The 25,717-nt window shown below is 63.9% G+C and carries 26 protein-coding genes; 19 read left to right on the top strand and 7 right to left on the bottom strand.

All coding sequences use genetic code 11. The features are described from left to right. Positions 1 to 302: 302 nt before the first annotated feature. The 6 genes from ACXJMY_RS29085 to ACXJMY_RS29110 form a co-directional block, all read right to left on the bottom strand. Positions 303 to 557 (bottom strand): hypothetical protein, encoded by a 255-nt coding sequence (locus tag ACXJMY_RS29085; protein WP_456622784.1) that lies wholly within the window; start codon positions 555 to 557, stop codon positions 303 to 305. A 14-nt stretch (positions 558 to 571) separates the two neighbouring features. Next, positions 572 to 1,390: an outer membrane beta-barrel protein gene (locus ACXJMY_RS29090; RefSeq protein WP_456622785.1), complete on the bottom strand. Its 819-nt coding sequence runs from the start codon at positions 1,388 to 1,390 to the stop codon at positions 572 to 574. A 205-nt stretch (positions 1,391 to 1,595) separates the two neighbouring features. After that, positions 1,596 to 2,858 (bottom strand): arginine deiminase, encoded by a 1,263-nt coding sequence (gene arcA, locus ACXJMY_RS29095; protein ID WP_456622813.1) that lies wholly within the window; start codon positions 2,856 to 2,858, stop codon positions 1,596 to 1,598. A gap of 26 nt (positions 2,859 to 2,884) precedes the next feature. Continuing rightward, on the bottom strand, positions 2,885 to 4,318 hold the full coding sequence (locus ACXJMY_RS29100; protein ID WP_456622786.1) for a basic amino acid/polyamine antiporter: 1,434 nt from the start codon (positions 4,316 to 4,318) through the stop codon (positions 2,885 to 2,887). Between the two features lie 142 nt (positions 4,319 to 4,460). Continuing rightward, positions 4,461 to 7,520 carry an efflux RND transporter permease subunit gene (locus ACXJMY_RS29105; protein WP_456622787.1) on the bottom strand — a complete coding sequence of 1,020 codons (3,060 nt, stop codon included), beginning with the start codon at positions 7,518 to 7,520 and terminating at the stop codon, positions 4,461 to 4,463. After that, positions 7,517 to 8,617 (bottom strand): efflux RND transporter periplasmic adaptor subunit, encoded by a 1,101-nt coding sequence (locus ACXJMY_RS29110; protein ID WP_456622814.1) that lies wholly within the window; start codon positions 8,615 to 8,617, stop codon positions 7,517 to 7,519. The genes ACXJMY_RS29105 and ACXJMY_RS29110 overlap by 4 nt, the downstream gene beginning before the upstream one ends. Before the next feature lie 413 nt (positions 8,618 to 9,030). On the opposite strand from ACXJMY_RS29110, the gene ACXJMY_RS29115 reads away from it, so the two are divergent. The 8 genes from ACXJMY_RS29115 (at position 9,031) to ACXJMY_RS29150 (ending at position 14,352) form a co-directional block, all read left to right on the top strand. Further along, positions 9,031 to 9,234 (top strand): DUF3551 domain-containing protein, encoded by a 204-nt coding sequence (locus ACXJMY_RS29115; protein WP_456622815.1) that lies wholly within the window; start codon positions 9,031 to 9,033, stop codon positions 9,232 to 9,234. Positions 9,235 to 9,282: 48 nt separating this feature from the next. Continuing rightward, the gene (locus tag ACXJMY_RS29120) at positions 9,283 to 10,008 is read left to right on the top strand and encodes a Na+/H+ antiporter subunit E (protein WP_456622788.1); all 726 of its coding nucleotides are present in this window, start codon (positions 9,283 to 9,285) and stop codon (positions 10,006 to 10,008) included. Then, positions 10,001 to 10,291, top strand: a complete 291-nt coding sequence (locus ACXJMY_RS29125) for a monovalent cation/H+ antiporter complex subunit F (RefSeq protein WP_456622789.1) — start codon at positions 10,001 to 10,003, stop codon at positions 10,289 to 10,291. Before ACXJMY_RS29120 ends, ACXJMY_RS29125 begins: the two co-directional genes overlap by 8 nt. Next, positions 10,288 to 10,581, top strand: a complete 294-nt coding sequence (locus ACXJMY_RS29130) for a monovalent cation/H(+) antiporter subunit G (protein ID WP_456622790.1) — start codon at positions 10,288 to 10,290, stop codon at positions 10,579 to 10,581. Before ACXJMY_RS29125 ends, ACXJMY_RS29130 begins: the two co-directional genes overlap by 4 nt. After that, complete coding sequence (locus ACXJMY_RS29135) at positions 10,578 to 11,522, top strand: MnhB domain-containing protein (protein ID WP_456622791.1); 945 nt, start codon at positions 10,578 to 10,580, stop codon at positions 11,520 to 11,522. The genes ACXJMY_RS29130 and ACXJMY_RS29135 overlap by 4 nt, the downstream gene beginning before the upstream one ends. Continuing rightward, a complete protein-coding gene (locus ACXJMY_RS29140) occupies positions 11,519 to 11,860 on the top strand; it encodes an NADH-quinone oxidoreductase subunit K (protein WP_456622792.1) in 342 nt (113 codons plus the stop codon). The genes ACXJMY_RS29135 and ACXJMY_RS29140 overlap by 4 nt, the downstream gene beginning before the upstream one ends. Continuing rightward, positions 11,860 to 13,638 carry a complex I subunit 5 family protein gene (locus tag ACXJMY_RS29145; protein ID WP_456622793.1) on the top strand — a complete coding sequence of 593 codons (1,779 nt, stop codon included), beginning with the start codon at positions 11,860 to 11,862 and terminating at the stop codon, positions 13,636 to 13,638. The genes ACXJMY_RS29140 and ACXJMY_RS29145 overlap by 1 nt, the downstream gene beginning before the upstream one ends. Before the next feature lie 210 nt (positions 13,639 to 13,848). Continuing rightward, positions 13,849 to 14,352, top strand: coding sequence for a DUF1269 domain-containing protein (locus ACXJMY_RS29150; RefSeq protein WP_456622794.1), 504 nt, complete (start codon positions 13,849 to 13,851; stop codon positions 14,350 to 14,352). An 18-nt stretch (positions 14,353 to 14,370) separates the two neighbouring features. Here the strand turns inward: ACXJMY_RS29150 and ACXJMY_RS29155 are convergent, their stop codons facing one another. After that, positions 14,371 to 15,081: a Bax inhibitor-1/YccA family protein gene (locus ACXJMY_RS29155; protein WP_456622795.1), complete on the bottom strand. Its 711-nt coding sequence runs from the start codon at positions 15,079 to 15,081 to the stop codon at positions 14,371 to 14,373. 238 nt (positions 15,082 to 15,319) lie between these two features. On the opposite strand from ACXJMY_RS29155, the gene ACXJMY_RS29160 reads away from it, so the two are divergent. The 11 genes from ACXJMY_RS29160 to ACXJMY_RS29210 all read left to right on the top strand — a co-directional run bounded on the left by ACXJMY_RS29160 (position 15,320) and on the right by ACXJMY_RS29210 (position 25,606). Beyond that, the gene (locus ACXJMY_RS29160; RefSeq protein ID WP_456622796.1) at positions 15,320 to 15,550 is read left to right on the top strand and encodes a DUF6894 family protein; all 231 of its coding nucleotides are present in this window, start codon (positions 15,320 to 15,322) and stop codon (positions 15,548 to 15,550) included. 194 nt (positions 15,551 to 15,744) lie between these two features. Further along, positions 15,745 to 17,184: a basic amino acid/polyamine antiporter gene (locus tag ACXJMY_RS29165; RefSeq protein WP_456622797.1), complete on the top strand. Its 1,440-nt coding sequence runs from the start codon at positions 15,745 to 15,747 to the stop codon at positions 17,182 to 17,184. Positions 17,185 to 17,218: 34 nt separating this feature from the next. Further along, a complete protein-coding gene (locus ACXJMY_RS29170) occupies positions 17,219 to 17,455 on the top strand; it encodes a hypothetical protein (protein WP_456622798.1) in 237 nt (78 codons plus the stop codon). Positions 17,456 to 17,503: 48 nt separating this feature from the next. Next, complete coding sequence (locus tag ACXJMY_RS29175; RefSeq protein WP_456622799.1) at positions 17,504 to 18,643, top strand: AI-2E family transporter; 1,140 nt, start codon at positions 17,504 to 17,506, stop codon at positions 18,641 to 18,643. Then, positions 18,640 to 19,239, top strand: coding sequence for a hypothetical protein (locus ACXJMY_RS29180; protein ID WP_456622800.1), 600 nt, complete (start codon positions 18,640 to 18,642; stop codon positions 19,237 to 19,239). The genes ACXJMY_RS29175 and ACXJMY_RS29180 overlap by 4 nt, the downstream gene beginning before the upstream one ends. Next, complete coding sequence (locus ACXJMY_RS29185) at positions 19,240 to 19,725, top strand: DUF992 domain-containing protein (protein ID WP_456622801.1); 486 nt, start codon at positions 19,240 to 19,242, stop codon at positions 19,723 to 19,725. Between the two features lie 133 nt (positions 19,726 to 19,858). Then, positions 19,859 to 20,416, top strand: coding sequence for an HdeD family acid-resistance protein (locus tag ACXJMY_RS29190; protein ID WP_456622802.1), 558 nt, complete (start codon positions 19,859 to 19,861; stop codon positions 20,414 to 20,416). A 17-nt stretch (positions 20,417 to 20,433) separates the two neighbouring features. Further along, the gene (locus tag ACXJMY_RS29195) at positions 20,434 to 20,862 is read left to right on the top strand and encodes a twin-arginine translocation signal domain-containing protein (protein WP_456622816.1); all 429 of its coding nucleotides are present in this window, start codon (positions 20,434 to 20,436) and stop codon (positions 20,860 to 20,862) included. A 49-nt stretch (positions 20,863 to 20,911) separates the two neighbouring features. Next, positions 20,912 to 21,166: a hypothetical protein gene (locus tag ACXJMY_RS29200; RefSeq protein ID WP_456622803.1), complete on the top strand. Its 255-nt coding sequence runs from the start codon at positions 20,912 to 20,914 to the stop codon at positions 21,164 to 21,166. Between the two features lie 46 nt (positions 21,167 to 21,212). Next, the gene (locus tag ACXJMY_RS29205; RefSeq protein ID WP_456622804.1) at positions 21,213 to 22,457 is read left to right on the top strand and encodes an efflux RND transporter periplasmic adaptor subunit; all 1,245 of its coding nucleotides are present in this window, start codon (positions 21,213 to 21,215) and stop codon (positions 22,455 to 22,457) included. Next, on the top strand, positions 22,454 to 25,606 hold the full coding sequence (locus tag ACXJMY_RS29210) for an efflux RND transporter permease subunit (RefSeq protein ID WP_456622805.1): 3,153 nt from the start codon (positions 22,454 to 22,456) through the stop codon (positions 25,604 to 25,606). The genes ACXJMY_RS29205 and ACXJMY_RS29210 overlap by 4 nt, the downstream gene beginning before the upstream one ends. The last annotated feature ends 111 nt before the right edge of the window (positions 25,607 to 25,717 follow it).

Raw genomic sequence — 25,717 nt, forward strand, 5'->3', positions numbered from 1 at the left:
ACCCAACTATACACCGTTGGGCGCATAACACCATCAGGTAGTAAACCAGCGGGAACTAAATCTCGAATTCGTGAGGCGAAATCCGAAGATGCGCAATTCACCGCCCCGGGGGGAGCGCCGTTCTCGTGCGACGATCGAATGCGATGCAAGAGATACTAAAAATGCTTCAAACGATTTTCGCGGGCGGCGGCTTTTGCACGCGACAAATCACTGCTCCCGGCACGCGGTCACACGTTACCCGGGACTCGGAGGCACCGTTCCCTCGTCGCCGCAGCCGCTCAATGGCAACGCGCGACCGTGCGCTAGCGGCTGCCATCGCCGGTCGCGCCGGTCTTCTTCTTTTTTCCCTTTGCGTTAGAAACGGGCTGCTGTGGCGGCGCGATCACCAGGGGATGAGACGGCACCCGAAGGCGGTCTATGGCAATATCATCCCTGAGCGCATCGGTATCGAGGCGCTGGCCTCTATCAATCCGGTCGCGCGGTTCCGCAGCGACGGACGACGCCGCCACCATTCCGACGGCGGCTCCGATCAGCACAAGCAGAGGTCTCATATCCATGTTGCAGGCATCTCTCAAAAGGCGAAATCAAGTCGAGGACCGATGCGGAGGTCTCTGTACCGCCGCTCCGGAACGTTCGATGTTCGCGCCTCGTACAATATACTGGTCGTGATCGACACGTTGCTGGCGAAACTATACCTCAACCCGACATCCGCTGAGTAGATTTGATCCTGCCGCCCCCGGTTCAGCCCGTCCGTGAACCAGAAGGCTTCCAACAATGGCGTGCTCACGATCGACCATTTCGGGTCGAGCTTGACTTCGATGCCGAGCACCGCGTCGAAGCGCCAGCGGCGAGCTTCCGCAAGGTCGGAAAACCGGTAGGTCAAGAGCAACAGCGGCGACAATGTCAAATTGTTGACGCGGAAGTCGCGCGCCACTGAGCCCATCACGTCGTGAGATGTGAAAGCGAGATCGCGGTAGACACCGTCGAAATCGTACCGATTCTCGTAGATGGCAGAGAAGCGCCAGCCGTCCCAATTCTCCGTCAAGCGCGCTCCCACTCGCGCCACTGCGGCGTTGCCGTCCTTCTCGGTCGCAAAGGCATCGTATTGGGAGCGGGCATAGAGCCGGTACGACAGGTCGTTTGTCAGATTCCCATCCAGCCTGACGCTCACGTCAGGCTCGTAATAGAAATCCGACTTGCGGTTGTCCCGGCTGAACAAGGCATTGTCAGTGAAGGTCGGCGCCACGGAACCGACGACGCTCCATGACGGAGCGGAATAATATGGCACGGGACTGCTGGCCTTCAGCTCGGTGAGATCAACATCCGCTGCCCACGCGGTGCTTGCTCCAAGCAATCCAACGGCCGGCAACAGAGCTACAGATCCACGCATCGCATCCCCCGATGGCTTCTGCGTACACCAGGAATCGCCTTAAATTGGGCGACGATTGTGGCGTGTTGGTGATAAGAAAAGAAATCTGTAATTGAACCGGCCGATCGCCGTTTCCCGAAACCTCCCCGACGCTGCCCAGCAAACAGGCGGAACTCCGCTCGGCCTGAGCGCGCTGCCTTCAGGGCCGGAACGACCCCCGGGTCGCCTAATAATCCACCGCGTCCCTGGAGATCGGACAGGTCATGCAATGACCGCCTCCCCGGCCCCGGCCCAGCTCTGCGCCGACGATAGTGATCACCTCGATCCCTTCCTTGCGCAGCAAGGTGTTGGTGTAGGTATTGCGGTCATAGGCAAACACCACACCCGGGGACGCACAGACAAGATTGGCGCCGCTGTCCCACTGCGTCCGCTCGCGCATATAGGCGTTGCCGCCGGTCTCGACGACGCGCAGCTTCTTCAGGCCAAGCGCTTCGGCGACAACCTCCACGAACGGCTTGTCGTCCTTGCGCAGCTCAAGGCCGACGGAATTGTCGGCCGGCCGGTAGGAGAACGCCGTGATGCTGTTGACGATATCGGGATAGAGCAGAACGCAATCCCGGTCCGCGAAGGTAAAGACGGTATCGAGATGCATCGCGGCGCGGAGCTTCGGCATCGCCGCCACGATCACGCGCTCGGCCGCCTTCCTCTTGAACAGGGCAGCGGCGACCTGGCTGATCGCCTGCCGCGAGGTGCGCTCGCTCAACCCGATCAGGACGTTGCCCTTGCCGATCGGCATCACGTCGCCGCCCTCCAGCGTGGCGAGGCCATGGTCCTGGGTCGGATCGCCCCACCAGACGTTGACCTTGCCGGCGAACTCTGGATGGAACTTGTAGATGGCCGTGGCGAGGATCGGCTCTTCATGCCGCGCCGGCCAATAGAGCGAATTCAGCGTGACCCCACCGTAGATCCAGCAGGTCGTGTCTCGCGTATACAGCGTGTTGGGGAGCGGCGGCAGCAGATACTCGGTCATGCCCGCGGCCTCGCGGACGAGCTTGAGCATCTCTCCGCCATGGGCGTCCGGGAAGTCGTGCGTCGAGATGCCCCCGATCAGCGTTTCGGCCAGATCGCGTGGCTTCAGGCTTTCCAGATAAGCGCGCAGTTCGTCGACGAGGCCGAGACCAACCTGATTGGGAACAACCTGGTTGTCGAGAATCCACTTCCTGGCCTCGGGGATCGCGACCGTCTCGGTGAGCAAATTGTGCATCTCGACGACGTCGATGCCGCGGTCCCGCATCTTCTGGACAAAATCGAAGTGATCACGTTTGGCGTTATCGACCCACAGCACGTCATCGAACAGCAAGGTGTCGCAATTGGAGGGGGTAAGGCGCTGATGGGCGCGGCCGGGCGAGCAGACCATGACCTTGCGCAGTTGGCCGACTTCCGAATGAACGCCGAAGGAACTGCTGGATTGCGATGCCTGCTTTGCCATGGGACTGCCCTTGAGGGTTGTCATGCCTAGATCGTGATGTAGCCGGTGGCCAATCCGTGGATTCCGACAGCAGCGCCGACGGCGGCTGCGATGAAGATGCCCCACTCGACCGGCGTAAAGACCCTCGCCTTCTGTTCGATGCGCGCCCAGAAATAGAGTGCCGTGCCGGGTGCGTAGAGGATCAGGGACAGCAGCAGGAACTTGGTTCCGGCGGCGTAGATCAGGAACAGCGTATAGATGACGGCGATGCCGGCAAAGATCATGTCGCGCTGCCGGGCCCGACCGGCCTTCTCATAGGTCTCGCCCCGCCGGGCGAGCAGCAGCCCGTAGGCGGCGACGAGGAAGAACGGAATCAGCGACATCACGCTCGTCAGATTGAGCATCAGCGCGAACGCGTCCTGCGACCAATAGGTGCTGATGACGAAGAGCTGGACGATCACGTTGGTGAGCCAGAGCGCCGCAGCCGGCACCTTGTTCGCATTCTCAGTGCCGAACAGGGCCGGCATATCCCTGGTCCGGCCGGCGGCGGAGAGCACCTCGGCGCAGATCAGCGACCAGGCGAGATAAGCCCCTAACACCGAAACCAGAAGTCCGACGCTGACGAAGATCGCGCCCCAATGCCCGACCACCGCCTCCAATACCGTCGCCATGGACGGCTGCCGCATGCCGGCGATCTCGGCGCGGGGGAGCGCGGCATATGGCAACATGGTCACGAGCACCATCAGGCTCGTAACGATCGCAAACCCCAGCAGGGTCGCGGCACCAACATGCGCGCGTTCCTTGGCATAGCGGGAATAGACGCTGGCGCCCTCGATGCCGAGGAAGACAAACACCGTGACCAGCATGGTGGCACGGATCTGCTCGAACAGGCCCTTGTCCGGCATGCCTTCGCCGCCCCAGAAATTGGCGCGGAACAGATCGGCCTTGAACGCAAAGATCAGGATGACGATGAACACCAGAATTGGCACGATCTTCGCTATCGTCACGATGGTGTTGATCGCGGCTGCCTGCTGCACGCCGCGCAGGATCATGAAGTGGAACAGCCAGATTCCGATCGAGGCGACGATGATCGCGATCACCGTATTGCCATCCCCAAAGACGGGAAAGAACGCGCCCAAGGTCGACTTGATCAGCACCCAATAGGACACGTTGCCGATGCAACTGCCGATCCAGTATCCGAATGCCGACAGGAAGCCGGGGTAGTCGCCAAATCCTTCCTTGGCATAGGCATAGACACCGGCGTCGAGTTCGGGCTTTCGCTCGGCCAATGCCTGGAACACCCGTGCGAGGGTGTACATGCCACTGCCGGCAATGCACCAGGCGAAGATCGCCCCGAATGGACCTGTGGCGATGCCGAAGGTCCGCGGCAGCGAGAAGATGCCCGAGCCGACCATCGAGCCGACCACCATCGCGGTCAATGCGAACAGCGAGAGCTTTTGGATGGATGGCGTCCCAGTCATGTAAGACCTCGCGGCGCGAGCGTGGGCAACACCCTGGCCGGTCGACTTGCCCAGCACCTGCACCATGCGCCTCGGGTGACGCACGGAATATCGGGTGATTACCTAGTCGAGGATCGGGATTCCCCTCGCCGGAAACGGCCACTCAAGACGATGATGGAGCGGACGCCTCGGCCCGCTCCATGTCCCCGAACCAGGTCACGTACAATGTCGGCAGCAGGACCAGTGTCAGCACGGTCGCAACCAGCAGGCCGCCCATGATGGAGAAGGCCATCGGGCCCCAAAACACGGTCGGAGCAATCGGAATCATGCCGAGAACGGTCGACACGGCCGTCAGCATGATCGGGCGGAAGCGGGAACTGCTGGCGTCCACGGCAGCGTCCCAGGGCCCTTTCCCCTGTGCACGCTCGACTTCGATCTGACCGATCAGGATCACCGCATTCTTGCTGATCATGCCCAACAGCGCGAGAACACCGAGGATAGCGACGAAGCCCAAAGGCCGCCCCGAGAGCAGCAGCGCGGCCACGACACCGATCAGACCGAGCGGCGCCACGCTCACGACCATCAACAGGCGCGGAAAGCTGTGCAACTGGATCATCAGAACCGTGAGCATGACGACCAGCATCACGGGCACCACGGCGAGGACGGCAGCCTGCGATTTCTGGCTTTCTTCCACCGCGCCACCGACCACCACGTCGTACGAGGGCGGAAGCGTCTTTCTCAGACTGGCGATGGCAGGCGACAACGCCGTCACAATTGTCTCCGGCAGTACCGTGTCGGAAATGGCGGCTCGTACCGTCAGGGTCGGAACGCGGTCCCGCCGCCAGACCAGGGGAAATTCCTGGTCGTATTCGAAGGAGGCAAACTGATTCAGCGGAACAGTCTGCCCGCCCGGCAGCGGCACCTGCAGCGTCCGCAAGGTCGCGAGTGAGACGCGCTGTTCATCCGTCGCGCGCACCACAACATTGACCAGGTAAATATCGTCTCGCACCTGCGTGACGGGCGAGCCGGTGACCACGGTATTCAGCACTGCGGAAATCGCTTGCGAACTGAGGCCGAGAAGGCGCGCTTCATCCTGGTCCACGCGAATGCGCACCTGACGATCGGGCTCCATCCAATCGAAATTCACGCTCTTGGCGCTCGGATTGGCAGACATGATCTGCGCGACCTTGAGCGCGATGTCACGCACCCGCTCCGCATCAGGACCATTGACGCGATATTGTAGCGGCCAACCGACCGGGGGGCCGAGGCCAAGCGGGGACACGGACGAGACGGCGTTCGGGAACCGATCGGCCAGGACTCGCTCCAGTTTCGCATGCAGACGCTCGCGAGCCGCAACGTCCCTGGCCACGACGACCACCTGCGTGAAGAAGTCGTTCGGCAGTTCCACGCTGAGCGGCAGATAGAAGCGGACGGCGCCGCGCCCCACATAGGTGCTCCAATGCTCAACGTCGGGATCGCCCGCCAGCACCCTGTCGACGCGCTTGGCGGCGGTTTCGCTCGCATAGATGGACGCGTTCTGCGGCAAGCTGATATCCACGAGCAGCTCCGGCCGATCGGACAGCGGAAAGAACTGCTGCGGAATGAGCGGAAGCGCGATCACGGAGGCGATGAACAGCGCCAGCGTCACGATGATCGTCAGCCATTTGGCCCGCATCGCCAGCACCAGGAAGTTCCGATACAGCCGGAATATCCGGCCGGGAGCGGCGCCCGTCTGCTTTGGGGCCACAACGATGACGACGCTCAGCAGCGGTGCGAAAATGACCGCAACGAACCACGACGCCAGCAGCGCGATCGCAACCACAGCAAACAGCGAGAACGTGTATTCGCTCGCCGAGCTTGCAGAAAAGCCGACCGGTATGAAGCCGGCGATCGTCACAAGCGTGCCGGCCAGCATGGCAAAGGCGTGGGTTCGGTATGCATAGGAGGCGGCCGCCACCTTGCTGTCGCCCTCCGCCAGCCGATTGAGCGTGGCGTCGGTCGTCGTCATCGCGTCGTCGACCATCAGCGCAAGCGCGATGATCAGCGCACCCAGCGATATCCGCTGCATGTCGATGCGGGCCACTTCCATGATCGGAAATACGATCGCAAGGGTAAGCGGAATGGCGAGCGCAATGATGAGGCCCGGACGGAAGCCGAGACTGATGAAGCTCACGGCGAGGATGATGGCGATCGCCTGCACGAGGGAGCTCATGAACTCGCCGATCGCCTTGTTCACCACGATGGACTGGTCGGCGACCAGACTCGGCTCTATGCCGATCGGCAGGTCCGCGGTGATCCGCGCCATCGCGTCCTTGATGTTCCTGCCGAGCGCAAGGATGTCGCCGCCGTCCCGCATGGCAATCGCGAGCCCAATTGCCGGCTGCCCGTTGATCCGGAACAGCGGTTGTGGCGGATCGGCATAGCCACGCCGCACCTTCGCAAGATCGCTCAGGCGCAGCATGCGGCCACCGGCGGCGAAGTTGACGTTGGCAATGTCCTGTTCGGACTGGAAACCTCCCGACACCCGCAGCGAAATGCTCTCCGTGCCGGTCTCGATCGTTCCGGCCGGCCGAACGATGTTTTGCGCCTGCAGGGTGGCGATCAGAGCCGTCCGATCGATTCCCAGGGTCGCAAGCTCCTGCTTGGAGAATTCGACGAAGATCACCTCGTCCTGCGTGCCCAGGAGCTCGATCTTTGAAACGTCGGGCACCCCCAGGAGTTGCGAACGGATCGCCTCGACATGATCGCGCAGCTCGCGCTGGGTGAAACCATCGCTGGTGAAGCCGTAGACGATGCCGAACGTATCGCCGAAATCGTCATTGAACCCCGGTCCGACAACGCCCGCGGGCAGCGTGTGACGCATATCGCCGACAATTTTCCGCACCTGATACCAGGTATCGGAGACCTCCTTGGCGCTGGCACTTCCCTTCAGGTTCACGAAGATCGTCGTGAGACCCGCGCGGGTGAAGCTGCGCAGGAAATCCAGATGCGGGGTCTCCTGCAATCGGCGCTCGAGCCGCTCGGTCACCTGCTTCATGGTTTCTTCGGCCGTGGCGCCCGGCCATGCCGCCTGAACGACCATGGTCTTGATAATGAAGGAAGGATCCTCGTTGCGGCCAAGCCGGAAATAGGACAGAAGCCCCGCGACGATCGCAACGATCATGACGTAGACCACAAGGGAGCGATGCCTGAGCACCCACTCGGAGAGGTTGAGTCCGATCATGGCCCTCCCCCGAGCACCCGAACCTTCTGGCCGGGATGAAGCGCCTGAACACCTGCGGTGACGACGACTTCGCCGGCGTCCAATCCTTGCGAGATGAGCACCTGCGCCTGATCGAACCGCATGACGTCGACGTTTCGGATCGAGACGGTGTTGGTCGATGGATCCACGACCCAGACGGCCGGCTGTTGATTCATCCTGGTGAGCGCGGCTGCCGGAATGTCGATCATCGGCCCGGCACTCGTCTCGACGCGCCCGACCACGGTGGCACCGAGCCGCATCGCGGGAGGCGGATCCGTCAGGCCGACCTTGACTTCGAAGGTGCGGGTGATCGGGTCGGCCTGTGCGGCAACCTGCCGGATGCGCCCCTGCGCTGTCACCGCCGGATCATCCGTAAGACTAACGGTGACCTGCTGATCGGGGCCGGCGTTTCTGACCAATTGAGCGGGCACGTCGAAGACCGCGTCGCGCCCATCCTGCCGCGCAATCCGCGCTATCATTTGTCCGGCCTGGACGACTTCGCCGGCCGCAGGACCCGTCGCTGTGATCTTGCCTGGTGCGTCGGCCCGGAGCTCGGTGAAGCTGACCTGGTCGTGCGCGGCGCTCAACTGGGCCTCGGCCGCATCCACCTGGGACTGGGCGGTCTGCTGTGCCTGGGTCGCGGCCTCGAAAGTGGCGCGTGTGGTCCACCCCTGTGCGAGCAGCGTTTGCTGGCGATCGAAGTGATTGCGCGCCTGGGTGAGCTGGCCTTGAGCGGCGGCGAGAGCCGCCTGCGCCTGTCGGAGCGCGTTCAACTCGTTCTGGGACTCCAGTTGCGCCAGGAGTTGCCCGGCCTCGACCCGATCGCCGAGCTTGGTGTCGTTCGCGATCAGGCGGCCGGAGATCCGGAACGCGACACTCACCTCGTCCTCGGCCTCGATGCGGCCAGTGAAGGACAGCGGCGTCCGCGCTTCGCGTTTCTCGACCGTCGCGGTCCGGACCGGACGCGGCGGAGGCGCGTCTTTCGTTTCCGCTTCACGCCCACACGCCGCCAGGATCAGCGAGGACACAGCCAGCGTCAACGCAAAGACTGGCCGAGGTGTCGTTCGGCGGCCGCGCATAACCATGAGCCCTTCAGGTTCCGGACATGTCGCCGGGCGGGTCAGCCTTTTCCGAGGTTGCGATGTCCCGGTATCGCCCTTAGCATTTTTGCCCAACGGGCCGGCCGCACACATCGGTAAATCTACCCGGTACGGCCGGATGCAATCGCGGTGGCCGCGGAGCACGGACGCAGGCCCCCTGCCCGATGCGTGAACGAGGCGTTCGACAGCGCACTAGGGAATTCCTCAAGCCCGATCAGGCAATCACCCAATATCGCCGGTCTCATCGAGAGCGCACGGTTCTCCCCTCAAGTGAAGCAATCAAGCGCGGCGATGCCGTCGCGCTGGACCGGCGCTTCACAGGACCGCCCCGGTCGATCCGAAAACTCGCGCTCAAGGTGTCGGCGATCGGGCTGAACCGTGAGGGCTTTCAAATGCGACGATTCATCCTAGTTGCATCCGCGATCGTTGGAATGCTGACCATCGTGCCATTGGCGACACCGGCGCAAGCCCAGCAAAACCAATGGTGCTCCAAGTTCAAGGGGATGGTGAGCTGCAAGTACTCCACTGAGGATCAGTGCCGTGCGTCCCGGAGCGGCAGGGGCGGCACTTGCTTCCCCCGACAGGACTCGCGCTAGTTGCGTGGCAGGGTCGCGAGGGCCCATCCAAAGCGATGGCGTCGAACGATGCGCTCGTGGACGCCATTCGAACCACTCTGGATGCTGTTGTATCGTTACGCCAGCTCGCGCTTCGACGCGTCCCGGCTGCCGATGCCGAATGCGGCGGCGCCGCCGAAGTCCCGCCTCACAATGCCCAAGTCGATGCCCAAGGCCGGCTTTTCCAAACGCCGCAGAAGGCGGCAACGTAACCTGCTGCCGATCGAGGACTCCAACGTGAGAGGATACTCAGGGAGAGACGGGCGTGCGAACGTCATAGCCGGAGCCTCCTGGTGGAGCGCGGCTTCCCGAGCGGCATGGTTTCTTGGTCTCTGGCTCGTGCTTGCCGGTGCCGCTCTCGATGACATTCCTGCCGCAGCCGTCGCTGTGGCCGCGGCAACCTGGACGAGCCTGCGATTGCTGGAGCCTGGCACCTCGCGGCGCTCGCTTGGTGCCATCTCCCGGCTGGCCTTGCTCTTCCTGTTCCACTCCGTCGTTGCCGGAGCGGATGTCGCAAGGCGCGCACTCGATCCCCGGTTGCCGCTGCGGCCGGGATTTGTCGCTTATCCGACCGGTCTTCCACGCGGCCTGCGGCGCAACGTGTTCGCAACGCTCACCAGCCTGCTGCCAGGCACCGTGCCGGCCGGGGAGGACGACGCGCATCTCCTCTATCACTGTCTCGACGTCGATCAGCCGGTGGTCGCTGAACTTGCCGAAGAGGAAGCGGCCCTGGTTCGCGCACTTTACAATGACTGAGTTCCTGACCGCCGCGGTCGGCTTCATTCTGGCAGTGCTGGCGCTGGGGCTGGTGTCAATCCTGCGTGGTCCCGGAGACGCCGACCGCATGATGGCGACGCAGCTGATCGGGACCGGAGGTATCGCAACGCTGCTGCTGCTCGGCACCGTAGCGGACGTCCCCGCGGCTATCGACGTGGCGTTGACATTGGCACTCCTCGCCACCTTCGCTTCGATCGCGTTCGTCAAGAAGGGGCTTTCCCGCCTCGAAACCGATGGGACCGCATCAACGGAGGACGAATGAGCCTTGTACGCGACATGATGACGATTGCAGCAGTGTCGGCGGGCGCGTTCTTCTTTCTGGCGGGCACGGTCGGCCTCCTTCGCTTCCCCGATACGCTGACGCGTCTGCACGCGCTCACCAAGGCGGACAATCTCGGCCTCGGCCTGGTCGTGCTCGGATTGCTTCCGCAAGCAGGAAGTGTTCGCGACGGGTTGAAGCTGGTCAGCATCTGGCTGCTCGGGCTGCTCGCGGGCGCGACGGTCTCGCAACTGATCGCGCGTACCGCGCGCCTTGGCGGATCGACCAGATGAGCGTCGCGACGATCTTCGAGATCGTGCTCGCCGCGGTCGTGCTGGGTCTCGGCATCCGGACGATTGTCGTGCGCGAAACCTTTTCGGCGACGGTCGGTTTCGTCGCTTATGGACTGCTGGTCGCACTCATCTGGGTGCGCCTCGACGCCGTCGACGTCGCGCTGACTGAAGCCGCGATCGGCGGAGGGCTCGGTGGTGTGTTGCTGTTGGGTGCGGCGGCGCGGTTACGGGATGCCGACCTGGTGGCGGCGGAAACGCCCGGTCAAGTCGTGCGCGTGAGCGCGGCGGCACTGTCGGTGCTGACCGCCACGGCGCTGGCTGGCGCGGTTCTGCTGCTGCCCGATCCCGCTCCGACGCTTGCGCCGGCTGCTGCGGCAAATGCCTGGGCGACAAGCCTGTCCAACCCCGTCACCAACGTGCTCATGGCGTTCCGCGCCATGGATACCATGCTCGAGAAGGTCGTGCTGTTGCTGGCGATCATCGGCGTCTGGTCGCTTGCACCTGACAGTGCCTGGGGCGGGCGTCCGGGGCCGCGCCACCGGGCTGATCCGCGCGGCGTTCTCGCCTTTCTCGCGCGACTGTTGCCGCCGGTTGGCATTGTCGTCGGGACCTATGTCCTCTGGACTGGCGCCGACCATCCCGGCGGAGCTTTTCAGGGCGGTGCGATTCTCGCGTCGATGTGGCTGCTGGCCATCATGGCCGGGTTGGCGGACACGCCACCGGTGAGCCGTCGATCGGTACGGGTCCTTCTGGTTGCCGGACCCGGCCTGTTCCTTGTCGTCGGCCTCGCAGGCCTTCTGTTTGGCGCCGCATTCCTTTCTTATCCGCCGGCGCTGGCCAAGCCACTGATACTGGGTATCGAGGTCGCGATGGTCCTGACGATCGCGGCGACCCTTGGCCTGCTGCTCGCGGGCGCACCGGAACGGAGCGCCAAGCCATGAGCGGGGTGACGGTGTTCGGATTGTGCGCCGCTGCTGCGGTCGGACTTGGGCTCTACGGTCTGATCACGAATCCGCAGCCTCTTCGCAAGATCATCGCCTTCAATCTGCTCGGCAGCGGCATATTCCTCCTGTTCGGCGTCGTTGGACGGCGGGGTGCAGCGGCAGGAATGGGCAACGACCCGGTGCCGCAGGCACTGGTGATTACCGGCGTCGTCGTCGCGTTTTCCGCAACGGCCTTGGCGATTGCGCTCCTGCTGCGGCTGTTCCAGACGACCGGCTCCACGACGCTGAGCGGTCGCACATCGCCGGGCGATGGCCCAGATCCGTCGGGTGGCTGATGCTGCCCCCCGCCCCGGCGCTGGCCGCGACAACAACCCCGAGCGGATTCCTGCTGGTGCTGTCGATCGCCGTGCCGATCATGGGCATTTTGCTGGCCTTCGTTCTGGGCAGCCGATACATCAGGCCGGTCGTCTACGCGACGATCCCGCTTGGGCTGGCAATTGCGGTGGCGATTCTCATCGCGCTGCCGCAGGGCGCGGGCCCGCTGGTTTACCTGCTCGGCGCCTGGCCGCCGCCGTTGGGGGTGGCGCTGCGCGCGGACGGTTTGTCTGCGGTGATGCTCGCGGCGACCGCGGTGGTGATCTGCGCGGTGGCTGTCTTTGCCGCTGCCGACTTCCCCGTCACGGCGACTGAGACCCGTGCGCCATTCGCCTTCTGGATCTTGCTGTTGGCGATCTGGGGGGCGTTGAACACGATCTTCCTGGGTGGGGACCTCTTCACCCTCTATGTTGCCCTGGAACTGCTGACATTCGCCGCGGTACCGCTGGTCTCGCTCGACGGTCGCGCGGAGACGCTGCGAGCCGCATTGCGCTATCTGCTCTTCGCGTTGCTCGGTTCGGTGCTCTATCTGGTGGGCACAGCACTGATCTATGGTCTCCATGGCACGCTTGACATCGTGCTGTTGTCGCATCGCATCGGCGCGGAGCCTGTCGCGATCGTCGCGGCGGCTTTGATGACAACCGGCCTTCTGGCCAAGACCGCGCTGTTTCCGCTGCACCTTTGGCTACCGCCCGCCCACGCTGGCGCACCCGCGGCCGCCAGCGCGATTTTGTCCGGCCTGGTCGTGAAGGGATCTTTCTTTGTCGTCGTACGGCTCTGGTTCAACGTCATGCCTGCCCTGCCTGGTTTCGCCGCCACGCAGCTGCTCGCGACGCTGGGAGCGGCGGCGATGGTGTTCGGGAGCATCGTCGCGCTGCGACAGGAGCGTCTCAAGCTCCTGATTGCCTACTCCACCCTGGCCCAGATCGGCTATCTGTTCCTGATGTTTCCGCTGGCGTTCGATGGCTCCGGCCGGCTCGAGCGTGGCGACGCGTTGGCGGGCGGCCTGCTCCAGGCGATCTCGCATGCCACCGCGAAGGCCGCAATGTTCATGGCCGTCGGGTCGATCTACGCGGCGCTGGGCCACGATCGCATCACAGGACTGTGCGGTGTTGCGCGAGCCCTGCCCTTGAGCGTCACGGCCTTTGCGCTCGGCGGTATCGCGCTGATGGGCGTACCGCCAAGCGGCGCTTCCGTGGCGAAGGACCTGCTGCTCCAGGCGGCGGAGAACAGCGGGCAATGGTGGTGGGCGATTGTGCTCCATGCCGGTGGGATGTTGACGGCCGCCTATGTCGTGCTGGTGCTGGCTCATGCGCTCGCGGCCTCGGGCAAACCGATCACCTTGATTGGCCGCCCACGATACATGCGAGACGCGGCCCCGCTTGTCCTGGCGCTGTGTTCGCTCTTGCTCGGCCTCGTGCCCTGGACCTCATACCTATCCGTGCCGCCCGACATGACATCAGACCTCCTCGAGCTCGGGACGTTTTCCAAATTGCTCTTGCCTGTCCTGGGAGGCACGCTGCTGGCGATCCTGCTCGGCCCCTGGCCGCCTCCGTTTGCGTCTTCGACCGGCTGGAAGACGATCATGACGCTGGTCGGTCCTATCCGACGGAGCTTCCTTGCCTTCGGCGGGAGCGTCGAAAGAAGCAACGACGTGCTTTGCCAGTGGCCGGCGGCAAGCATCAGCCTCCTTGTGCTGGTGCTGCTGCTTGGCACGGCGATGTACACCGCCATCTGAGAAAGCTGGACACGCGATCCCGAGAGCACGCAGTTCGAGCCGTGGGATCTTCCCTGATCCCGGGATCGGGAACGTTCATCCCCGCACCTCGGGGTTTTCTCGGATGCCACGCGCGTTGGCCTCCGACTAGTCTCAGCCAACGCGCTCCACCACGGCACCCTTTTGGGACCGCTGGGGATTGATGCGGCGGAAAAAGTCAAGGAGGCTTCCATGTCCGATCTAGTGGCGATCGTGTATCCGTCCGAGGCGAAGGCCGAAGAGGTACGTCAACGGCTCATCAAATTGCAGAAGGAGTACCTGATCACCATCAACGATGCCGTCATCGCGGTCAAAACCGATTCCGGCGGGATCAAGCTCAATCAACTCGTCAACACGACCGCGACGGGTGCGATCACCGGAAGCTTCTGGGGACTTCTGATCGGCGTTCTTTTCCTCAACCCGATCATTGGCGTCGCCGTCGGCGCGGCATCCGGCGCGTTGGGTGGCGCACTGTCGGATTTCGGCATCAACGATTCCTTCATGAAGGAGCTGTCCACGACGCTCCAGCCCGGCCACGCCGCCTTGTTCGTCCTGATCAAGCACATGACGGCGGACAAGGTGCTCAAGGAAATCCGGGACGCCGGCGGGGTTGTGCTCAAGACCTCCCTGGACGAGACCAAGGAGAAGGTGCTGCGCGATGCGCTCGCCAGCGCGGCGGAGCGGCCGGCGGCCTGAGCGGTCGCACCACGTCGTTCAGCGCCGACCTCCCGCCAAGCGCAGCAGCATCATGAACAGGTTGATGAAATTGAGATAGAGCGACAGCGCGGCGATGACGGATTTGCGGCCTGCCGTGGTTTCGTCATCCCTGCTGTCGTACATCGCCTTGATCCGTTGCGTATCGTATGCGGTCAGGCCGGCGAAGACGCCGACGCCGACGACCGAGATCAGCCAGTCAAGTCCGGTCGACCTCAGGAAGAGGTTGACCAGGCTCGCAATGATGATGCCGATCAGGCCCATGAACAGAAACGTGCCGAGCCCGGACAGGTCGCGCCTCGTGCTGTAGCCGAAGATGCTGAGCGCGCCGAACATCGCGGCCGCCACGACGAAGACGCGTGTAATCGAGGAGCTGGTGTAGATGTGCAGCAGCGTCGAGAGCGACACGCCGACGAGGCCGGCATAGACGAAGAACAGAAGTCGTGCGGTCGGCGCCGAGAGCGTATTGATGCGCGAGCTGAGGAAGAAGACAAGCCCGAGCGGCGCCAGGATGAAAACCCACATCAGCGGACTTTGCAGCAAGGCGGGATCCGTGAGCTGATAGGTCAGCCCCGCGACGACAGCCGTCAGGCCAACGCCCGCCGCCATGTAGTTGTAGATCTGCAGCATGTAGGCGCGAAGTCCGGCGTCGACCGCAAGCGCACTGCCGCCGGTCCCGGAGGTCGCCAGGTTCTCATCATAATTCGACATCGGACAACTCCTCTCGCATCAGCAGGAGCGGCCAGCCTAGACCTCGCGCTTCGCCCGAAACATCGGCTGATCACCCGAGACCGGAACAACAATTACCCTATTCCCTGCCGCGTCCGACGATCAACACCCGCCTTACAAACCCGTAAGCCGAGACCACACCCGTTCCTCATCCCTTTTGCGGAGGGGCCTTACGCGTTTGTCACTGGAGGCCGCCAACGCTCCGGCCTAATCCGGCCGCATGCGCTACTTCTTCCACATCGTCGACAAATACGGCCTCTCTCCCGACCGGACCGGATGCGAGCACGCCGACCAGGACGCGGCCGCCCTCCACGCCCGACGCATCGCCGCCGAGCTCGCGAAGGCCGGTGAATTGTTCCGCTCGAGCTTCGTTCTTGTCGCGCAGGCCGCCGTTCCCGGATCGCCATCGAGCTGCGAGCAAGGCACCCCGACCTCCCTCGCAGAGACCTGACGACGGCCCCCGCGGGGAATTCGGCATGCCGATTTCCTGCCCCGCCCTCTACAGAGAATCCCTGATGTGCGGACGGGAACGCCGTCTCTAAGGTCATGGTCCAAGGGTGGCTGGGTCCAAGGGTGGCTGGCATTCCGCGACCAAGGCTGCCTGTCGCGCCCAGCACATCTCCGATAGGAAGGCCATTTTCTGTCATGGCTCCTTCGTCGAACGAGGCCGATCGGACGTTTTCGCGCAGCGCGCTGATCGCGCTCGTGGTCGGATCGATGGTTGGCTCCGGCATCTTCGCGTTACCGGCATCGTTTGGACGGGCGACGGGGGCCCTGGGCGCGATCATCGCATGGGTCATCGCCGGCACCGGCATGCTCATGCTCGCTTTCGTTTTTCAGACGCTGTCCCGCCGCAGGCCGGATCTGGATGCCGGCATCTATGCCTATGCCAAGGCCGGATTTGGCGACTATCTTGGCTTTGCTTCGGCGGCCGGCTATTGGATCGGCTGCTGCCTTGCAGACGTCGCCTGTCTCATTCTGATCAAGGCCACGATCGGGCAGTTTCTTCCCGTCTTCGGCGACGGAACGACGCCGGCCGCGATCGCATCGGCATCCCTGTTGCTGTGGGGCGTGCACTTCCTGGTCCTGCGGGGCATCAAAGGCGCGGCCGCCCTCAACACGATTGCAACCTACACCAAGATCATCCCGATTCTGTTCTTCATTGCCGTGGCCGTCGTCGCTCTCGATCCTCAGCTGTTCCGGCAAAACTTCTGGGGAACCGAGCAACCGAGCGTAGCGACGGTGTCCGCACAGGTCCGCAGCACATTGCTGCTCACCGTGTTCGTCTTCGTCGGCATCGAGGGGGCCAGCGTCTACTCCCGCTACGCCAGGGATCGGTCCGACATCGGAATCGCGACTGTCGTCGGCTTCGTCGCCGTTCTGTCGCTCCTCGTCCTTGTGACGCTGCTGTCCTATGGCGTGATGCCGCGACAGGAACTCGGTGACCTGTCGCAACCGTCCATGGCAGGCGTCATGGAGGCAATGGTCGGCCGCTGGGGGACCATCTTCATCAGCGGGGCGCTGCTGATCTCGATCCTCGGCAATTACCTGTCCTGGTCGCTGCTTGCAGCCGAGGTGCTGCACTCCGCGGCAGTCAACCGCACCATGCCCTCTTATCTCGCGAGCGAGAACAGCCACCACGTTCCCGCCGGGGCGCTCTGGCTCACCAACTGCGTCATCCAGGCCCTTCTTCTGGTCAGCTGGTTTGCCGAATACGCCTTCACGCTGGCCCTGAAGATGACCAGCTCGATGACGCTGATCCCGTACCTTTTCGTTGCGGCCTTCGGCTTGAGGCTGGCTCATCGCGGCGAGACCTATCATGCCGGCGAACGGGCCCGCATCGTCGACTGGATCCGATCCGCCGTCGCGACGCTGTACGCTGCCGGCATGATCTACGCGGGCGGCCCGAAGTTTCTGCTGCTCTCGGCGATCCTGTATGCGCCCGGGACATTGCTGTTCTTCCAAGCCAAACGTGAACGCAAGGAAGCGGTCTTCAGGCCGCTCGAAGCCATCCTGTTTGCAGCTCTCACGATCGCCGCGTGCGCCGGTGTCTATGCGCTGGCGGTCGGAGCGATCTCGATCTGAAGTCTTGTCGTCGTGCGCTCACCTGGAGGCGAGCATGAAGATCCGGACCATCTGCAGCGCCTTGATCCTTGGTGGATCAATTGCGGCCGCTCCCGCAACCCTGTCTCTGGCTCAGACGAGCAACCAGGGCACGCTCGCGCCAAAGGAGGCCGCGACACCTCCGCCCAGCGGCGCGGCGCCCAATATGAATACGAACCCGACGAAACACCGCTACTGGCGTCATCGCGGCGGCATGCATCCGCACTATGGCAGCCGCCGCGTTCGCACCTAGGCCGCGCGCAGCGGCGGATCATATGGGCCCCTTCGAGTTGGCTGATCGATGAGCGATGCAAGAACAGGACGGGAGGGGCTCCGCGAGCTTGTGCTACGCGACGAAGCTGCCGAACTCACCGGACCTGACGGGCGAAGCAGCATACTCGCGACGGGCCTTGCCCTGCTCGCCGCATGCGTCGCTCTCTTTCTGGTGTGGCAGACGGCCTCCAGCCTCCTGATCGTCTTCGCGGGATTGCTGTTTGCGGCCTTTCTGGATGCTGCCGCGAGGACCCTGGCGCCCGTTCTTCCGCTCAACCGTGCCTGGCGGTTGTCACTGGTGCTCCTGTTGTTCTCCGCCTTGACGGCACTTGGCCTCGCCTGGGGCACCGGCAAGCTGCCGGAGCAGACGCGCGTGCTGCTGAAGGTCATGGACAGCCAGCTCGATGTTCTTCAGGAGCATCTTCTGACATACGGCGTGGATTTGCTCGGTCCCGAATGGGGCCGCGACTTCGCGCAATGGCTGTTCTCCGACCAGGGCAGGTTCCTGAGCCATGCCCGGCTTGTTCTTGGCGGGGCATCGACGGCCCTGACCGGCGCGCTCGTGATCGTGTTCCTCGGAATCCTCTTTGCCCTCGATCCCGCCAGCTATCGCGAAAGCCTGGTGGTGCTGGTGAAGCCGTCATATCGCACCCGGACACGATCAGTGATGGACGAGATGGGCAACGTCCTGCGACTTTGGCTGGTCGGACAGCTCATCCGCATCATCCTGATGACGCTGTGCGTGTGGGGCGCGCTTTATCTCATCGGGCTGCCCGGTCCTTTCGTGCTTGGGCTCCAGGCGGGCCTGTCGAATTTCATTCCCTATCTTGGGCCGATCCTTGCCGCCATCCCGATCGCGCTCGTGGCAACGCCACTCGGCGGCTCTGTGCTGATCTGGGCGATCGTCATCTACACCGTCATTCAATCGATCGAGGGCTACGTGATCGGGCCGCTGATCCAGCGTCAGGCAGTCAGCACGCCGCCGGCCTGGACATTGGTCGCGATCGTCCTCCTTGGCGCGCTGTTCGGCGTCATCGGCATCGCGCTCGCAATGCCGCTGGTCGCCATCGGCCGGGTCGCGATCATCAGATTCTACGTCGAGGACTACCTCGGCGACGACCCCAAGCAGACGTCCAGCAAAGCACAGTCACAAATGAGCGCCCCATGAGCGAGATCGACTCCCGGCAAGACGACGATGCCGCGTCTTCCCCACCGCATTCGGGGATAGCCCATTTTCTGTGGCAACAGCTTCCCTATGTCGTTGCACTGGTGCTCGCGATCGCAGGTGTCGCCTACACCAACGCGTCGCATCAGCCTCTCGTTGGTTATTGGGAGTTTCTGGCGCTCGCCATCGGCGTGGTTTGCGTCATCAGCAAATGGCCGGAGATCGAGGGAAAAGAGGCCCGGTGGCGGCTGATCTGGACCCAGGCGCTGCACTGGGTGGCCGTCCTGGTCACGATGAACATCATGCTGGTATCGGGTGTTCAGCAATTGCTCCCGACGCCGGCAACAAGCCTCGTCCTCCTCACGCTGCTTGCGCTCGGCACCTTCCTCGCCGGCGTCAGTCTTCTGTCGCTGCAGATCGCGTTCCTCGGCCTTGCAATGGGCCTTGCGGTGCCCGCGATATCCTGGCTGCAGCAATCCGTGATCTTCTTCCTGCTGGGCGCCGTCCTGCTGATTGGCCTCGCCATCACGTTCTGGCTTCACCAGGACCGTGGGCCTGGCGCCGTGCCCACCGACACCAAGAGCCAAATGGAGGTTTGAATGCGAATGATTCGGTTGCTCGGATCCTTAGGCGCATTCGTCTTGCTTTGCGCCGCCGCCAATTCAGCTCGCGCCGAAACGTTCAGGGTCGGCAGGTTATTGTGCTTCAGCACGCCGCGCGTTGGCCTGGTCCTTGGATCGGCGCAGTCGCTGCGCTGCGTGTTCCACGCGAACAGACCGCCTCGGCAATATGTCTACGAGGGACGAATAAGGCGTGTCGGTCTTGACCTTGGCGTGACCTCGGCGGGTACCTTGTCCTGGGCCGTCTTCGCCAGGAATTCGCGGATCGGTCCCGGCACTTTGCGAGGCAGCTATGTGGGAGCGAGCGGCAACGTCGCATTGGGCCCCGGCCTCGGCGCCAACGTCCTGATTGGCGGCTCTCGCCGCACGATCGTCCTGCAGCCGCTGTCGATCGAGCGATCGATCGGGATCAACCTGGCGGCGGGAGTGACCCATCTGACGCTGGGTCCGCGAGGCCGGCGATAGGGCCGGCGTGCGATTTCCATTCGCACGATAGGAACATCCCGGACTGCGGCTCAGGGTTTCGTCGGATATCGACGTTGCAGGTTCGAAGCTACGTTTCCAAGCGTGCCGGTCATGACGCGGATCGGGAGGATGCATGACAATCTATCACAGCCGGTCCGGCATCGAAGCCCTCGGCCCTCCCCCATTCTGGGTCTGCGCTCTCCTCGGCATCGTCCTGATTGCCGCCGGTGTCTTCGCCCTGAGCGACGTCGTCTTCGCGACCATCATCAGCGTCAAGTTGATCGGGCTGACCGCGATCGCGGCAGGCGCGTTTGAGATCATTCACGCCTTCTGGACCAAGGGATGGGGCGGCTTGCTGTGGCAGATCCTTCTCGGCGCGCTCTATCTCGCCTTCGGGCTCGTGCTGCTGACCCAGCCCGCCTCCGGCGCACTGATCCTCACCTATTTGCTCGGCGCGGTGCTGTTTGCTTCCGGCGTCATTCGCTGCGTGCTGAGCTTCGCGCACTGGCAACAGAACGGTTGGATGATGCTGATCTCCGGCGTCTTCGGACTGCTCGCGGGCGTGCTGATCCTGTTCGGTTTCCCCACGATCAGCGTCTGGGCCCTTGGATTCCTGCTTGGCGTCGACCTGATCTCGCACGGGCTCGCGTGGCTGCTTTACGCGCTTCAGTCCGTGCCGCGGACTGCGTAACGAAGGAGAAGATGATGATGGACACGCCCTCTCGTCGAGCTTTCCTTGGCTTTGCCCAGAATGCCGTCGCCGCCGCGGCGATCGGCGCCATCGGGGTTCGCTTGATCGAGGCTGCGGAAGCGATGCCGATTGCCCACGATCTCGGCCAGGCCCGTGAGCCGTCGGAGCTCCTGACAGAGGCTCAGTGGTGGGGACCACCACCCGCTCCCGGTTGGGGTTGGGGACCTGCTCCGGGCTGGGGCCGTCCGCGCTGGCAAGCGGGGTGGTGGGGATCGCCCGCTCCCGCCTGGGGGCCCGGCCCGGGCTGGGGCCGACCGCCGCTACTCGCGCAAGCGCAGTGGGGACCGTCGCCGCATCCAGGCTGGGGCCGCCGGCGGCCGCGCAGTCGCCGCTGGGTTTGCTGGTGGCATCGCGGTCGTCGTCATTGCGGGTGGCGGTGGCGCTGATGCTGCAGGCAGCCTTGCGCAGTCCGCTGTGCAAGCCGCGAAGCACGCGATGGAGGCGATCGTGCGCTACACCAATCAATGGCTCCTCGGGGCCGTCCTGATAGCTCTTCTCGTTGTGGCGGTCTGGTTCTGCGTGGCGGTATGGCAGGCAACTTCATCGATGCCGCTTTACCGCAACGTTATCCTGGGAAGCGCCGCAATCCTGATGCTGGTGATCGGCTGTGGCCTGATCGCGCTGATGTTCTATAGCCGTCGCAAGGGTTACGACGAGCCCCCGCGCCACAATCAGATGCGGCGGGAGTAGCGAGGCGCCGGGAACCCGGCTCTGAGTCCGGAGCAAGGAGCGGATCATGAACCTTGCTGGCGTCTCGATCAGGCTGCTGGCGGCAACCCTCCTCACGATCTTCGCCGGCGGAGTGGCCCGAACACAACCTGGCCCGGCCGGGCCGCCCGCCGTCGGCATCGTCGAGGCGACCAGGCGGCCGATCACCGAGACCAGCGAATTCCTTGGCCGGATCGAGGCGATCAATCGCGTCAATGTCGTCGCGCGCGTCACCGCGTTTCTGGAACAGCGCCTGTTCTACGAGGGTGCCGAGATCAAGACGGGTGATGAGCTCTATCGGCTCGAGCGCGGCCCTTTCGAGGCCGATCTCGCATCGAAGCGGGCGCAGGTGGCGCAGCTCCAGGCAACGCTTGAAAATGCCAAGCTGACGACCGAGCGCGCCCGCACGCTGCTCGGCGGGCCGGCCGGACAACAGTCGACCTATGACGCGGCCCTCGCGAACGAGCGCAGCCTCGACGCTCAGGTGCAGGCCGCGCAGGCGCAGGTCCAGGCGTCCCAGATCAATCTCGACTATACGGTGATTGCCGCACCGATCGACGGCAAGATTGGACGGACGGCCGTGACCGAAGGCAACGTCGTCGGTCCAAGCTCCGGCGTGCTGACCACCATCGTCAGCCAGGACCCGATGCATGTCACCTTCCCGGTGCCGCTGCGCCAGGGGCTGGAGCTGCGCGAACGATACGGGCCGCAAGGCGGCCTCGAAGCCGTGGTGATCCGGCTGCGGTTGCCCGACGGCCGCATGTACGGCCAGTCCGGCAAGCTGAATTTCGTCGACAACACCATCGCGCAGAACACCGACACGATCACCGTTCGGGGCGAGATCGCCAATCCGATCCTGCATGCCCCGTCCGCTGCGGGCGTCACCGTTCACGAATTGACCGACGGCGAATTCGTGACGGTCGTGCTCGAAGGCGTCCAACCGGTCGAGGTGGTCGCGATCCCGCGCTCGGCGGTGCTGTCCGACCAGCAGGGCGATTACGTTCTCACAATCGGTCCCGACAACAAGGCCGAGCAGCGGCGCATCCAGCTCGGGCAGTCAACCCCAACCATTGCCGCGGTCATCAGCGGCCTTTCGGCCGGCGACAAGGTTATCGCCGAGGGGCTGCAACGGGTTCGTGTCGGCCAGAGCGTTGCACCGGGGCCGGCAAGTCCGTTGATCCTGTCGAGCATGAAGGCCGGCGCGGGCGATGCGACCCCGCAAGCGGTTCGCGGCAGCTCCGGCAACGCAGCTCCGGTGGACACCAAGCCATGATATCCGGCGTTTTCATCGATCGGCCACGGCTATCGATGGTGATCGCCTTCATCATCACCATCGCCGGCGCGCTGGCGCTCCTGCAGATTCCGGTGGCGCAATTTCCCGATATCGTGCCGCCGCAGGTCACCGTCGCCGGCACCTTCCCGGGCGCCTCTGCGGAGGTCGTGGAGACCAGCGTCGCCCAGCCGCTGGAAGCGCAGGTGATCGGCGTCGACCGCGCGCTCTACATGAAATCGACCAGCGCAAATGACGGCAGCTACACGCTGACGGTTTCGTTCGCGCTCGGCACCAATCCGGACATCAACACCGTCAACGTCAACAACCGCGTGCAGAGCGCGCTGTCGCAACTCCCCACCGAGGTGCAGCAGCAGGGCGTGACGGTCCAGAAGAGATCCTCCTCGATCCTGCAATTCCTGGTGCTCTACAGTGCCGACGGCCAGCAAGACCCGCTCTTCATCACCAACTACGCCATCATCAACGTGCTCGACGCGATTGCGAGCACGCCGGGAGTCGGCCAGGCAAATCTGTTCGCCAAGATGAACTACTCGATGCGGATCTGGTTCGACACCCAGCGGCTCACCAGCCTCAATCTCACGCCGGCCGATGTCATCGCTGCGATCCGCACGCAAAGCGTCCAGGCACCTGTCGGCCGCATTGGCGCGCGGCCGATCAGCGATCAGCAGCAATTCCAGTTCAATGTCCAGACACTGGGCAGGTTGGCAACCACCGATCAATTCGCCAACATCGTGTTGCGCTCAAATCCGGACGGTTCGTCGCTGCTCGTCAGAGACGTCGCCCGCGTCGAAATGGGAGCACAGAATCTCGACAGCGAAGCGCGGATCGACGGGCGCGCCGCCGTGCCGATCGCGATCTACCTCGCACCAGGCGCCAATGCGGTGACCACCGCGCGAGCGGTAGCTGCGTCGATGCAGCGGCTGTCCGCGCGATTTCCCGCGGGCCTGAGCTACCTCGTGCAATACGATTCCACGAGCTTCGTGCGCGATACGATTACGGAAGTCTTGCGGACGCTCGGCGAGGCCTTCGCGCTGGTGGTGATCGTGGTCTACCTCTTTCTCGGCAACCTCCGTGCCACGGTGATCCCGGCCATTGCCGTTCCGGTGAGCCTGGTCGGCACCTTCGCCGTCCTGCTCGTATTCGGCTATTCGGCGAACACGGTGTCGCTGCTGGCGATGGTGCTCGCCATCGGCATCGTCGTGGACGACGCCATCGTCGTGGTGGAGAACGTCGAGCGCGTGATGGAGGAGGAACCGGCCATCTCCCCTGCCGAGGCCTGCAAGAAGGCCATGACGCAGATCACGGCTCCCATCATCGCGATCACGCTGGTCCTGCTCTCCGTGTTCGTGCCGATCGCATTCATTCCCGGCGTCTCCGGCACGCTGTTTCGTCAGTTTGCGGTGACGATCAGCGCCGCCATGATGATCTCGGCGCTGAACGCCCTGACCTTGTCGCCTGCATTGTGCGCGTTGTTCCTGCGTCACACCGGCCCCCGGCGCGGGGTCATGGGCCGCGTTCTCGGCGGCATCGACTGGTTGCGCGGCCGCTACAGCGACGGCGTCCGCCGGCTGGTGCGCGTCGCCGCACTCTCGATTCCGCTCGTCGCGGTGCTCGCCGCCGGCATCTTCGGCATGTCGCTGGTGACACCGACGGGGTTCCTGCCGGAGGAAGACCAGGGCGCCTTCTTCACCTCCGTGCAGCTGCCCGACGGCGCGTCGGTGGCGCGGACCAGCGAAGTCACAAGGCAGGTCGAAGATATCCTGAAGCAGATGCCGGCCGTCGATCACGTACTCGCGGTAATCGGGTTTTCCTTGCTCGACGGAGCCTCCGAGCCGAACAGCGCGTTGGTGGTCACGCGCCTGAAACCGTTTGCCGACCGCAAGGCGGCCGCGGATTCGGCCCAGGCCTTGATCGGACGCACGTTCGCGGCCGGTGCGCAGATCCGGCAGGCCAACGTGCTGCCATTCAACCTGCCGCCGATCATCGGGCTCTCGACCGGCGGCGGATTCGAATACCAGCTTCAGGCGCTGGAAGGGCAAAGCCCGGCCGCGATCGCCAGCGTGACGGGTGCGCTGATCAGCGCCGCCAACGCCGATCCGCAGCTCACCCGCGTATTTTCGACCTTCACCGCGACCAATCCGTCGCTGTATCTCGACATCGACCGGCGCAAGGCACAGGCGCTCGGCGTCGCCATCAACGACATCTTCACCGCCCTGCAGGCGACGCTCGGTGGTATCTACGTCAACAACTTCAACCTGTTCGGCCGCACCTGGCAGGTCAACGTTCAGGGCGAAGCGTTTGATCGCGCCGACATTTCGGACATCTGGCGGATCTACGTGCGCAACAATACGGGCGAGATGGTGCCGCTGCGGTCGCTGGCCGGCATCAAGATCGTCACCGGACCTCAGGTGATCACCCGCTACAACAATTATCGCTCGGTGACGGTCAACGGCAGCCCGGCGCCGGGCGTCTCCTCGGGCACGGCGATTGCCACCATGGCGAAGATCTCCGGCGCCGTGCTGCCTGCGGGCTACAGTTTCGCGTGGACCGGCACCGCCTATCAGGAGCAACAAGCCGCCGGCCAGACCGGCATCGTGCTCATGCTCGCCGTGTTGTTCGCCTATCTATTCCTGGTCGCGCTTTACGAGAGCACGGTGATCCCGATCCCGGTGCTGCTGTCCGTCGTCGTCGGCGTGCTCGGCTCCTATGTCGGCATCAAGATCGCCGGCCTCAACCTCGACCTCTACGGCCAGATCGGGCTCGTGGTCCTGATCGCACTCGCCGCCAAGAACGGCATCCTGATCGTCGAATTCGCGAAGGAGCAACGTGAGGCGGGCACGGCGCTCAACGAGGCCGCGATCCAGGGCGCCCACATGCGCTTCCGCGCGGTCATGATGACGTCAGTCGCCTTCATCCTCGGTCTTTTGCCGCTCGTGATGGCAACCGGCGCCGCCGAGCTCAGCCGCAGGGCCGTCGGCACGGCCGTGTTTGCGGGCATGCTGGCGGCGAGCTCGATCGGAATCTTCCTGGTCCCGATGCTCTACGTGACGTTCCAGCGCCTGCGCGAACGCGTGAAGGCCACTTCCAAGCCCACTGATCGGCTGACGCCGCCCGTCGATGAAACGAACTAGGCCATGACAGAACTCAATTACAAATCAATAAGATAGTTGGTGGGGGAGGCAGGACTCGAACCTGCGAAGCCATGAGGCGGCTGATTTACAGTCAGCTCCCTTACCCCCGAA

The organism is Bradyrhizobium sp. P5_C12, from assembly GCF_054049735.1.

Bases quoted from the DNA above. Each gene is read 5' to 3' on its own strand.
- ACXJMY_RS29190 (WP_456622802.1), top strand. From the start codon at position 19,859: ATGACAATCTATCACAGCCGGTCCGGCATCGAAGCCCTCGGCCCTCCC.
- ACXJMY_RS29100 (WP_456622786.1), bottom strand. From the start codon at position 4,318: ATGACTGGGACGCCATCCATCCAAAAGCTCTCGCTGTTCGCATTGACC.
- ACXJMY_RS29140 (WP_456622792.1), top strand. From the start codon at position 11,519: ATGAGCGGGGTGACGGTGTTCGGATTGTGCGCCGCTGCTGCGGTCGGA.
- ACXJMY_RS29135 (WP_456622791.1), top strand. From the start codon at position 10,578: ATGAGCGTCGCGACGATCTTCGAGATCGTGCTCGCCGCGGTCGTGCTG.
- ACXJMY_RS29165 (WP_456622797.1), top strand. From the start codon at position 15,745: ATGGCTCCTTCGTCGAACGAGGCCGATCGGACGTTTTCGCGCAGCGCG.
- ACXJMY_RS29205 (WP_456622804.1), top strand. From the start codon at position 21,213: ATGAACCTTGCTGGCGTCTCGATCAGGCTGCTGGCGGCAACCCTCCTC.
- arcA (WP_456622813.1), bottom strand. From the start codon at position 2,858: ATGGCAAAGCAGGCATCGCAATCCAGCAGTTCCTTCGGCGTTCATTCG.
- ACXJMY_RS29150 (WP_456622794.1), top strand. From the start codon at position 13,849: ATGTCCGATCTAGTGGCGATCGTGTATCCGTCCGAGGCGAAGGCCGAA.
- ACXJMY_RS29120 (WP_456622788.1), top strand. From the start codon at position 9,283: ATGCGCTCGTGGACGCCATTCGAACCACTCTGGATGCTGTTGTATCGT.
- ACXJMY_RS29210 (WP_456622805.1), top strand. From the start codon at position 22,454: ATGATATCCGGCGTTTTCATCGATCGGCCACGGCTATCGATGGTGATC.
- ACXJMY_RS29115 (WP_456622815.1), top strand. From the start codon at position 9,031: ATGCGACGATTCATCCTAGTTGCATCCGCGATCGTTGGAATGCTGACC.
- ACXJMY_RS29175 (WP_456622799.1), top strand. From the start codon at position 17,504: ATGAGCGATGCAAGAACAGGACGGGAGGGGCTCCGCGAGCTTGTGCTA.
- ACXJMY_RS29105 (WP_456622787.1), bottom strand. From the start codon at position 7,520: ATGATCGGACTCAACCTCTCCGAGTGGGTGCTCAGGCATCGCTCCCTT.
- ACXJMY_RS29085 (WP_456622784.1), bottom strand. From the start codon at position 557: ATGGATATGAGACCTCTGCTTGTGCTGATCGGAGCCGCCGTCGGAATG.
- ACXJMY_RS29170 (WP_456622798.1), top strand. From the start codon at position 17,219: ATGAAGATCCGGACCATCTGCAGCGCCTTGATCCTTGGTGGATCAATT.
- ACXJMY_RS29090 (WP_456622785.1), bottom strand. From the start codon at position 1,390: ATGCGTGGATCTGTAGCTCTGTTGCCGGCCGTTGGATTGCTTGGAGCA.
- ACXJMY_RS29110 (WP_456622814.1), bottom strand. From the start codon at position 8,617: ATGCGCGGCCGCCGAACGACACCTCGGCCAGTCTTTGCGTTGACGCTG.
- ACXJMY_RS29180 (WP_456622800.1), top strand. From the start codon at position 18,640: ATGAGCGAGATCGACTCCCGGCAAGACGACGATGCCGCGTCTTCCCCA.
- ACXJMY_RS29155 (WP_456622795.1), bottom strand. From the start codon at position 15,081: ATGTCGAATTATGATGAGAACCTGGCGACCTCCGGGACCGGCGGCAGT.
- ACXJMY_RS29185 (WP_456622801.1), top strand. From the start codon at position 19,240: ATGCGAATGATTCGGTTGCTCGGATCCTTAGGCGCATTCGTCTTGCTT.
- ACXJMY_RS29130 (WP_456622790.1), top strand. From the start codon at position 10,288: ATGAGCCTTGTACGCGACATGATGACGATTGCAGCAGTGTCGGCGGGC.
- ACXJMY_RS29160 (WP_456622796.1), top strand. From the start codon at position 15,320: ATGCGCTACTTCTTCCACATCGTCGACAAATACGGCCTCTCTCCCGAC.
- ACXJMY_RS29145 (WP_456622793.1), top strand. From the start codon at position 11,860: ATGCTGCCCCCCGCCCCGGCGCTGGCCGCGACAACAACCCCGAGCGGA.
- ACXJMY_RS29195 (WP_456622816.1), top strand. From the start codon at position 20,434: ATGGACACGCCCTCTCGTCGAGCTTTCCTTGGCTTTGCCCAGAATGCC.
- ACXJMY_RS29200 (WP_456622803.1), top strand. From the start codon at position 20,912: ATGGAGGCGATCGTGCGCTACACCAATCAATGGCTCCTCGGGGCCGTC.
- ACXJMY_RS29125 (WP_456622789.1), top strand. From the start codon at position 10,001: ATGACTGAGTTCCTGACCGCCGCGGTCGGCTTCATTCTGGCAGTGCTG.